Annotated in this window: 6 protein-coding genes and 1 riboswitch; all 6 genes read left to right on the top strand. The window is 53.5% G+C overall.

Annotated elements, in window-relative coordinates; translation table 11 throughout:
* Nucleotides 1-245: IS3 family transposase (locus LBW89_RS26685; RefSeq protein ID WP_225040886.1), on the top strand; the 245-nt coding region annotated here is incomplete at its 5' end.
* Nucleotides 246-650: 405 nt separating this feature from the next.
* A riboswitch (cyclic di-GMP riboswitch) is annotated at nt 651-738 on the top strand.
* A gap of 171 nt (nt 739-909) precedes the next feature.
* Entirely contained in the window at nt 910-2670 is a 1761-nt protein-coding gene (locus LBW89_RS26680) for a methyl-accepting chemotaxis protein (RefSeq protein ID WP_225040885.1), read from the top strand.
* A 24-nt stretch (nt 2671-2694) separates the two neighbouring features.
* Nucleotides 2695-6468 carry an amino acid adenylation domain-containing protein gene (locus LBW89_RS26675; RefSeq protein WP_225040884.1) on the top strand — a complete coding sequence of 1258 codons (3774 nt, stop codon included), beginning with the start codon at nt 2695-2697 and terminating at the stop codon, nt 6466-6468.
* Nucleotides 6469-6666: 198 nt separating this feature from the next.
* Nucleotides 6667-7581 carry an ArsR/SmtB family transcription factor gene (locus LBW89_RS26670; RefSeq protein ID WP_225040883.1) on the top strand — a complete coding sequence of 305 codons (915 nt, stop codon included), beginning with the start codon at nt 6667-6669 and terminating at the stop codon, nt 7579-7581.
* Nucleotides 7582-7784: 203 nt separating this feature from the next.
* A complete protein-coding gene (locus LBW89_RS26665; protein WP_225040882.1) occupies nt 7785-9536 on the top strand; it encodes an ABC transporter substrate-binding protein in 1752 nt (583 codons plus the stop codon).
* A gap of 55 nt (nt 9537-9591) precedes the next feature.
* The gene (locus LBW89_RS26660; protein WP_213509049.1) at nt 9592-10548 is read left to right on the top strand and encodes an ABC transporter permease; all 957 of its coding nucleotides are present in this window, start codon (nt 9592-9594) and stop codon (nt 10546-10548) included.
* Nucleotides 10549-10555: the final 7 nt, after the last annotated feature.

Genomic DNA, 10555 nt, shown 5'->3' with positions numbered 1-10555 from the left:
GGATGAAAGCCAGCATGAGCCGCAAAGGCAACTGTTACGATAACGCTTGTATTGAATCGTTCCATAGTATTCTCAAAAAAGAACTCATCTACTGCACCAAATTTAAGACGCAGCAGCAGGCATACGAAGAAATATTTGAATACATTGAGTTCTTTTATAACCGGAAACGAATCCATGGAGCATTGGGATATATGTCCCCAGTACGCTTTGCGGCTCAATTGCAAAAGAAGAAAAAGTCGGCTTAACATGAAAGCCAAAAAAATAGTGTCCACTTTCTTGACGGAGGTCCAAAGCTCCAGCTATTTCGCAGCCCTGTTGCCGAAATACACAATTTCGGGCGAATTAACGGGAAGTTTTCCAGCTAATTCGCCTCTGCAGCCGCATACGTACCAAATTAACGGGAAGAATTCCCTTTAATTCAAACCAAACGTACCCCTGGATGATATCCGGCACGGTCAGGTCAGATTAATACTTTTGAGGAGTGACATTGCAAAGAAGTAAGCACCGGAAGGTACCTATGTATAGTGCCAAAGACACAAAGCCGAAACCCATTTGGGTTTTTTTTCATGGGAAAGTATTGAAGAATGTAGTAAAATTGACCTGCGCATCAACCGATACACTATTTATGGGACATTTTCTCAAAATTTGATATTTCTCTTTGGCAAAGCTGTCGAAAGGCAGTGACGCAAAGCTATAGGGACTACCTCCTGTAACGGGAAATGTCAGCCAGTTGCTTTTTTTGCGGTAGCCTATGGTTTTTTTACTGTAGGCTATCTTTTTATGCCCATTTCGGGGCCATCCTGCCGCTCTTGGAGAGGAGATGATAGCGGGCTTTGGTTAAGATGTTTCAAGGGTTGAACGATGACCCGGATGGATCAAATTTCAAGAGAGAAAGAGGAGAAACCGAAAATGAAACAACCCCGCTTAGTCGGCGGAATCCGCCAATGGAGTATTGTCACAAAGAATATGGTCTTAACGAGTATCTCGATCTTGCTAACGGGCGTCATTCTCATCGCGTCGAGTTTTTATATTCAAGGACAGGTTTTGACGAAGCAGTTGAAGTCCGATTCGCAAGAGGTCATGGAAGCCTGGTCGCATAAAATCACCCCGGCGGAAGCCGCCGAAGCCATGAAAAATACGGACCGGAATTCACCGATTCAGAAAAAGCTTACGGGGATCTTCGACGATTTATCGGCCACGCATCCGAATGTAGCTCAAGGTTATATTTTTGGCTCGGAAATCGTGGATAACAGCACGCTGATGATCGCCTTCCCGACCGCCGTTTTGGATATGTTCGAAGGAGAAGGGCTCCACTTGGGAGACAAGCTTGGACAGCCGGCTTTCCACGTTAAAGGCGTTCAGGAAATGATGAAAACGAAGAAAATTACCTTTACAAAACCGTACAATGACGATTACGGCACCTGGCTGACCGTGCTTTACCCGATCCAGAACGAAAGCGGCAAGATCTTCGCATATATGGGGATGGACTTTGACGCGAGCGTCATTCTGCAGGGACAGCAGGATTTGCTGAAGTACACCTGCTTTGCGCTGGTGGCGATTTTGGTGTTGGTGCTGACGATTCAATACATATTTACAAGACGAACCTTCGCGCCGGTAAAAGATTTGATGCATGCCTTGGATCGGCTGAGCCAAGGTGATTTCAGCGTGCGTTTGGAGACGAGCCAGAGCGAGCTGGGACAGGTCAATGCAAAATTCAATTCTACCGTCGCCAATATGAATGAGCTGGTCTCTACCATTAAGGCGGTATCCACCCAATCGGCCGAACAGGCGCGCGTCCTGTTTACCGCTTCGGAGGAAAACCATAAAACTTCCACGGACATCACGAATCATATTGAGGAAATCTCGGACAAGGTGTCGATGCAGAGCAAATCGATTACGGAAAGCGTAACGTCCCTGGAGGAAATCAATTCGGGGGTTTCCACCATCGCAGGCAGCACGTCCGCTTTGTCGGAAGCTTCGGTACAAATGAAAGAACAATCCGAACTGGGCGGCGAAAATATCAACAAAGTTATTAAGCAAATGGATTCGATCCGCGAATCGGTACAGCATTCCGTAGCCTCGATCGAGCAGCTGCGCAAGCGGTCCGGTGAAATTGAAGAAATCGTCCAAGTCATTACCCAAATTTCGGCCCAAACGCATCTCCTGTCCCTCAACGCGAGCATCGAGGCGGCGCGGGCCGGCGAGGAGGGCAAAGGGTTTGCCGTCGTAGCCAACGAGGTCAAGAAACTGGCCGAGGAATCGGGCAAGTCGGCGGAGAAGATCGCCGATCTCGTACATTACATCCAGAATGAGACGCTGACCGCCGTCCAGGCGATCAGCGAAGGCGAGCGGAACGTTCAGGCGGGCATCAACGTGGTAAAAGAAACCGGCGAATTGTTCTACAGCATTTTGGATGCGACGGATTCCATCACGAGCCAAATTCAAGAGGTGTCCGCGGCCACGGAGGAAATGGTGGCGGAGACCGAGCAGATTACGGCGACGATCCGCCAAATCGCCGTACTTGCCGAGCGAAACGCGGACGTGTCGGAGTATATCAAGGACAGCGCCTTGGAACAGCGCTCCTCGGCAGGGAAGATCGTGGATTCGGCCGAGAGCTTGAACGAAATTTCCGGGAAACTGGAGCACATGGTGGAAGAGTTGAAAATATAGAGAGAAAAATAAGGAGCTGAGTGAGTGGATACCTTACTAACGGACCGCAAAGTCCGGGACTTTTGGCTAAATGAACTGCAGTTGCCGTTATCCGGATTCGATATGTACACGGACTCTCCCAAAGTGAACTACAAAGGTGATATGGTTACAAGCGCGCATCGATTGGCCTTGCCGGAGGACGCTTTGACCCGAACAGGGAAAGACCGCGATTTGGAAAGCTGGCTGCTCGCCTGTTATGTCGTATTTATGTTTCGAATGAGCGGGGAACCGGATCAGATTGTCGGAGTTAGAAATTCGGCAGGCCGCGTTCTTCCGCTGCGTTTGAACTGCGATGGCAAAGCATCCTTCGGGGAGCTGTATCGGATGGTGAAGGACAAGCGGGCGGCTTTGGACGCCGTCGATATGCCGCTGAAAGAAATCGAAGAGACGATCGGGCATTCGCCCGTGCTTTATACGGTGTTTGAAAAACAACCCAAAGCGGGCGTTGCCGGCTTGAATGGGGACGCTCCCAGAAACGTCTATATGCATTGGCGGTTTGATTGGGCAAACGACGACGAGGGCCAGCTTCGGATCGATTACGAGCGTCACCTCTTTAACGAGGGGACGATTGCGGAATTCGCCGCCCACTTCGAGTTGATCATGCGGGCCGTTCTGGAGAATGAAGACCAAGCGATCGGCGGCATCCCGATCTTAACGGCAGACGATAAAATCGCCTATGCCGAGCTGAACGATACGGCCCGGGTCTGGCCGTCCCTGCCGGAGAGCATCCCCGCTATGCTGCGAAGCACGGTAAGGCTCCACGGCGACCGCACCGCCTTGTCTTCCGGGGACCGTTCGCTGACTTACCGGGAACTGGATCTCGTATCGAACCGGCTGGCCCGGATGCTGCTTCAACGCGGACTTCAAAAGGGCCAGTTCGTGGCCCTGTTTATGGAGCGCAGTCTGGACGCCATCATCGCCATGCTCGCCATTCTGAAGGCCGGCGGGGCCTACATCCCGCTCGATCCCGAGCATCCGGAGGACCGGAATGCTTACATTATCGCCGATACCCGTACTGGCATCGTCCTGACCAAGGACGGATATGCGCCCCAGCTGGAGGCGCTTTTGGCAGCCGCGAAACGGGAGGTTTCCATCCTGCACCTGGATCGGGAGCTTGATGGAGACGATAGTGAGCTTGACCCGGTAAACCGCGTCTCGGGCGATGATGTGGCCTATATTATCTATACGTCGGGGACGACGGGAAGGCCGAAGGGCGTTATGATTCCCCACGCCGGGGTCCTTAATCTGGCGCTGGCTACGGTGGAGCAGCTTGGACTGCGGGAGAAGGACATCATCCTTCAATACTCGACCTTTAGCTTCGATGCCTCGGTCTACGATATTTTCAGCGCCATTTGCTGCGGCGCCCGGCTTCATTTGCTCTCGAACGAGCAGCGTTATTCGGTCGAAGCGTTCACGGCGGCGATCGAGGAACAGAGCGCGACGCGTATCGGCATTCTGCCGACCGTATTTTTTAACCAGTTATCCGCTCATCTGAATGCGGAGCAGGCTCTAAAATACGGAAACATCCGCAGCTTCGTCATCGGCGGTGAGGCGCTTCCCGGCGAATCGGTGCGTTCGCTGCAAAGAAAGCTGCCGCATCTGCCGGTCATCGTGAACGCATACGGGCCGACCGAGGTTACCGTGGCTACCACCACGCATTTGATGGACAGCCCCGTCCCGGATCACCTGAACACGATCAGCATCGGCAAACCGCTTGCCAATTATGAAGTGTTGATCGTGAACGAGCTGCTGCAGCCGTGCCCGGTCAATGTGGCCGGGGAACTTTTGATCCATTCCGTGGGCTTGGCTAAAGGGTATCTGAATCAGCCGGAGAAGACCGAGGAGGCCTTCATTTTGGACCCAGTCAACCCAGGCTCCGGCAAGCGGTATTACCGGTCCGGCGATCTGGTTCGCCTGCTGCGGGACGGCGGTATCGAATACGTCGGCCGGAAGGATTTGCAGGTCAAGATCCGGGGCTACCGGATTGAGATCGGCGAAATTGAAGAGAATCTGATCAAGCATGGGGATCTCAAAGATGCCGCGGTGATCGTCAAAGAGGACGAGTCAGGGGAAAAGCTGCTCGTCGCCTTCTACACCTCCAAAAACGGAGCGCCGGTGGAGAAGACGGAGCTCGTGGCCTACATGAAATCCAAGGTGCCGGCTTACATGGTACCCAGTCAATTCTTCTTCCTGGAGGCCATGCCGGTTTCGCCGACCGGCAAAATCGACCGCAGGAAGCTCGGCTTGTATGAACTGCCGGAGGAGGAAGCGTACGCAGGAGCCGATGCGGCGCCGCCCGAAAACGAGCTGCAGGCCGAAATCGCCGCGGCTTGGGCCAAGGCGCTGCGGCTTCGCTCGGTCGGCATCCATGACGATTTCTTTGAGATCGGCGGCCATTCGCTAAAAATTCTGGAGACGCTCGTGCTGCTGAAGCCCCGTTTCCCGCAATTGAAAATCAATGACTTTTTCGCCTATCCGACGGTAGCCCGGCTCGCCGAACGGGTTGCCGAATTGGCGCAAGCCCCATCGGGTAAAGGGGGCGCCGCTCCCGGTCTGACGGGCGAAACGGTGGATCTCGCCGAAACTCCGCGCCAATTCGGCCGGGGTTCCCTAACCGGCGGGAAGCTGAAACCGGGACGGCAAGAGCATATTCTACTTACCGGGGCTACCGGGTATCTCGGTTCCTCGCTTCTGGATGAATTGCTGCGGACGTCCCAGGCAACGGTGTACTGCTTGATCCGCCCGATGCAGGGCCAGGATGCCTATGAACGGTTGCAGCGGGTCATGGAGGGGTATTTTGGCCCCGAAGTCGTCCAGCGGATGGAAGGCCGCGTCGTTGCCGTGCAGGGCGATCTGGAGCAGCCGGACCTTGGACTGGTAGGGCCGGTCCGCGATCTGCTTCTGGCGAAAATCGACGCGATCCTTCACTGCGGAGCCGAAGTTAAGCATTTCGGCGAGGCCGAGTATTTCCACCGGGTCAACGTGGAAAGTACGGAGCGCCTGCTGGCATTGACCCGCGGGAGAAACGTTCGCTTTCATTATGTGTCGACGCTCGGGATTCCGGAGGATCTGGCCATGGACGGACAATGGGAGACGTTTGCCTCGGAGGGCGGGTATCAGGACCCGAGCCTGGATACCGGCAACGTGTACACCAACAGCAAGCTGGCCGCCGAGCGGCGGGTCATCCGCGCCTGCGAAGAGGAGGGCGTTCCGGCGACCGTGTATCGCGTCGGAAATCTGTCCTGCCATTCGGAGACCGGCGCTTTCCAGCGGAACATCGACAACAACGCATTCTATCGGATGCTGAAGGCGATGCTCCTGCTGGGGAAGGCGCCGAGCGTCAGCTGGCAGGTCGATCTGACGCCCGTCAACTTCGCGAGCGGCGCGATCGCGGCCCTGGCCCTTCAGGATGGGACGGCCGGGCGGCTGTTCCATATTTGCAATCCGGTACAGCTGCCTTACGCGGAAATGGTCGAGTCCTTCCGCTCCCTCGGATATCGGATTGAGCTGCTGGATTGGGCCGAGTACGAATCCTGGCTGCTGGATGCGGGCCGGCCGAAGGATCAGGCCGGGCTGGAGTTGGCGATGGCCCAACTGGAAGGAGACGGGGCGAAGAACTCCCCGTTCCGGTTCGCTTGCCCGCAAACCGTCGAGTACCTGGAAGGGACGGGAATCCACTGCCATGTGCCCGACTCGGCATACATCAAAAGGTTGGTAGAGTATGCGGTAAAGGTAGGATATTTCCCGGAATCGCCATGAGAAACTGACAGATTATTAGAGGACTGACAGGTTATTAGAGTAGAGATAGAGATAGAGCAATAGCGGATGCCATTCCCGAAACGTGTAGAAAGGGGACGGTATCCGTTTTTTTTGCCGTGCTTGCACGTTGTCCTATTACATGTTGCGTGTATCCCGAACCGGCAAGTTATAATAGATCCAGAAAGGGGCGTACGACATTTGGCCTATCAACTGGATATCGAGTTTAAGTCTTTATACGAACTGACGAGCAGTCTTCATACGTATATTTGCCGAAAATCGCACAAGAAAATGCTGCTGGCCCCGGACTGGGCCAAGGAAGTCGGCGGAAGTCTAACCCCGGAGTTTGCCTCGTTGCTTAGCCGGATGGAAGTGGATGCCGACTGGAAATGGACCTACCTGTTGGTTTATCTTTGCCGGGAAGGGGAGGAAGCGGAGGATTTCCTGGCTTGGCTGGAGAGGAAGTCCGTCGGAGATCTTTATGAGTTAATGGCGGAATACGGCCAACCATTCCCGAAAGATATGGGGGAATTTCGCTCCCGCACGCTCTCGGTCTTTTCCAAGTGGAACGACCAATATTTTAAACGAACCGACCCGGCCGTCCGGGAGTCGCTTCGGCAGGATGCCGAGCAGAGGAAGAGGGAACGGGATGCGGGCGCGAGCTTCCGGGAGTTTGCCGAGCGAATTACCCATGGTCTGGTTTTTGAACCCAAGGAGGGGTTGGAACGTCTCGTGTTGGTACCGCAGTTTCATTTTCAGCCCATGAATGTGATTTATCATTTCGGTAAAGTCACACTGTGCCATTACTCCGCGCGAGTTTATCGCGATAAGCCATCCTCGTTTCCCCAGCATGAATACCTTACGATTCGAGCCCTGGGGGAGCAAAACAGGCTGAAAATTCTGCAATTTTTGCATCAAGGTCCAAGAAGCTTCAGCGAAATCGTCCGTCATCTGAACATCTCGAAGGGGATTACGCACGATCATATCTCCAAGCTGAGAAGGGGCGGTTTAATCCGGGCCCACATAGAGGGTGAAGCGGTGACCGAATACAGCCTGCGTCTCAATGCGCTCGAGGAATTCCAGAAAAAACTCATGGCCTATATCATGAACGAATAGAATGTTACGGTTACGGCTCAGCTCACAAAAACAAAGCAACCACCGCTGCCTGGAGGCAGGGTGGTTGCTTTGTTTTGCAAAAAGAGAAAAGAATTAAAGTTCTCTATTTACAGAACTTACCGGCCGAACTATAATATGCATTAACAATAACTTAGTTATCGCATCGGAATTAACAGAAATATAAAACGACAGGAGCGAGAGAAATGAAGAGAAATCGGATAGCCGAAGTCACTGCAGCCGTATTGATTGGTTCGTTGGTGTTGTCGGCTTGCAACGGAGGCGGTTCGGGCGTTGAATCCCCCGCAGGGAAAGCCACGGCGGCTACGACGGGCAATGCATCCGGGGCCACGGCGGATGGAAATGCCGCTTCCTCCGGAGATACCGGCGGAGTAATCCTTGCGGCCGATTTATCCAAGCTGCCGAACGTGGCGAAACAACGCACGGATACGATCATTGTGGGGCTTACCGATCCCAGTGGCGCATTTACCCCCTATTTTCACCAAAGCGGTTATGACGGCAATGTTTCTTCCCTGCTGTATACTCCGCTCGTGACGGTGGACGATAAAGGGCTGCCGAAGGCGGGGCTTGCGGAAAGCTGGGATATTTCCGAAGATCAACTGACCTATACGTTTCATCTGCGAAAAGACCTGAAATTCAGCGACGGTTCGCCGCTGACGGCGGAGGATGTGGCGTTCACCTGGACGCTCCTGCACGATAAGGCTTACGACGGCGACGCGCAGCTTCCCACCCTCTCCATTGAAGGAGGCGAGGCTTATAAAGCAGGTAAAGCGGACACGGTTTCCGGAATTACCGTCGTGGATCCGTTAACCATTTCGGCGAAGCTGCAGAAGCCGAATGCCATGGCGCTGGTGATTTTGGGCGGGGATGTTCTGTCCAAGGCTTATTATGGCAAGGATTATCGATTCGGTCAGTTGGATTACATCAAAAAGCTGCACGAAAAGCCCCTGGGTAACGGGCCTTATGTGCTGGAGAAATTCATTCCCGGACAGGAAGTAAGGTATGTGGCCAATGAGCATTATTATGCCGGTAAGCCCAAAGCACCGCGGTTTATTTATAAAACCTCCGAAGGCGACACGTGGCAGTATCTGGAGACCGGGGAAGTCGATTATGCTTCGTTCAGCGCGACGAAGGAAAACATCGATAAGCTCAAGCGTTTGGGCTTCGTCAATATCCTGCCTTATACCCCGAGCACTTACGGTTATCTTCAATTAAATCTGGAACATGAACCGCTCAAGGATAAACGGGTTCGTCAAGCTCTCACCTACGGTCTGGACCGCCAGAGCATTTATGTGGACGCCAACCAGGGAGCCGGCGAGGTCGCCAACGTCCCCGCTTCGCCTATCTCCTGGGCTTACACGGAGGAAGGGATCAATCCATACCCCTATGACCCGGTCAAAGCCAATCAACTTCTCGATGAAGCCGGTTGGGCCAAGGGCCCGAACGGAATCCGCGAGAAGGACGGGAAGAAGCTGTCGATCCATTTCTTGGGCTCCAAGAACGCCCAAATCGATACCTTTATCGCGGTAGCCAAGGAGAACTTCGATGCGATCGGGGTCGAGTTCACCCCTGAGATCTTTGCCGATTTTAACGCCCTGGTGTCCAAAGTGGAGGGAGGCGATTATGATATCGCTTCGTTCTCCACACCGATGCTGACGGATCCGTCGGAAGGAGTGCTGCAATTTGTGGACGGGGAGATCAAAGGCTACGACAACCCCAAAGTGAAGGAGCTTTATGATCGGGCGCTCTCCACTACCGACATCGAGCGGCGAAAGGCGGTATATCAAGAACTGTTCCAATTGTTGAACGATGAGCTCCCGGTTATTTTTACAAGCTACAAAAAGACCGTTTACGCCTACAACGGGCGCATTCAGCATCTTTCCGTCAGCCCGTTCACCGGCTTGTCCTCCAGCCTGCCGAATTGGGAATTGAAATAAAAAACGGCCGCCGTTCCGGAAGATCGACGCGGCGGCTTACATAAGGAGCCGGATTATGAGCGTTTATCTGGGCAAAAGGCTGATATATATGACCTTGATCCTGCTTGCGGCATCTCTGCTCATCTTTAGTCTATATGCATTAACCCCCGGTGACTTCATCAGCGGGAATATTAAACTTACGCCGGAGAGGAAGGCCGAGCTCCGGGAGATTTACGGCCTGAATAAACCGGTGCTGGAAAGGTACGCCCTATGGATGAAAAACGCGCTCCACGGGGACTTCGGTTATTCGCTCGCCCAACAAAAGCCGGTCTTGACCCTGTTCAACGAATACCTTTGGAATTCGTTTCTGCTCGCGGCAGTGTCCACTTTTTTCACCTGGGTGATTGCGGTTATGATCGGCGTTATTTCCGCCTACAAGCAGTACTCCTGGTTCGACACGCTCGTGCTGGTCGCCGTGTTTGCGGCCATGTCGCTGCCTTCCTTTTTTATCGGTTTATTCCTGATTAAAATCGTAGCCGTCGATTTGAAATGGCTGCCGCCGGGAGGCATGCTGACAACGGGCAGCAACGCGACAGGCTGGGCTTATTTTACCGAAGTTATCCATCATATGACCTTGCCCGTCATCGTTATGACCATTTTGGGCGTGGGTTCGCTGACGCGGTACTTCCGTTCCAATATGATCGATGTGATCAAGCAGGATTATATCCGAACCGCCAGAGCCAAAGGATTGAAAGAAGGAAAAGTGCTGTTCTCCCATGCGCTTCGCAATGCTTTGCTGCCGGCGATTACCCTGGTGGGCTTCGAGCTTCCGGCCCTGTTCGGAGGTTCTTTGATTATTGAAAAAATATTTAACTGGCCGGGGATCGGCCAGCTGTATATGAGCTCTTTTTCATTGCGGGATTACCCGTTATTAATGGGGTTTACGATGCTGATTGCCGTCCTGACGGTCATCGGTACGCTTCTGTCCGATCTGTTGTATCGTCTGGCCGACCCTCGCGTCAGGCTTCATTAGGGGGTGG

This window comes from Paenibacillus sp. alder61, assembly GCF_020179875.1.
GTDB lineage: Bacteria > Bacillota > Bacilli > Paenibacillales > Paenibacillaceae > Fontibacillus > Fontibacillus faecis.
Note: the sequence above shows the minus strand (reverse complement) of the source record. Positions and strands in the feature narration are given on the sequence as shown.

Bases quoted from the DNA above. Each gene is read 5' to 3' on its own strand.
- LBW89_RS26680 (WP_225040885.1), top strand. From the start codon at position 910: ATGAAACAACCCCGCTTAGTCGGCGGAATCCGCCAATGGAGTATTGTC.
- LBW89_RS26660 (WP_213509049.1), top strand. From the start codon at position 9,592: ATGAGCGTTTATCTGGGCAAAAGGCTGATATATATGACCTTGATCCTG.
- LBW89_RS26665 (WP_225040882.1), top strand. From the start codon at position 7,785: ATGAAGAGAAATCGGATAGCCGAAGTCACTGCAGCCGTATTGATTGGT.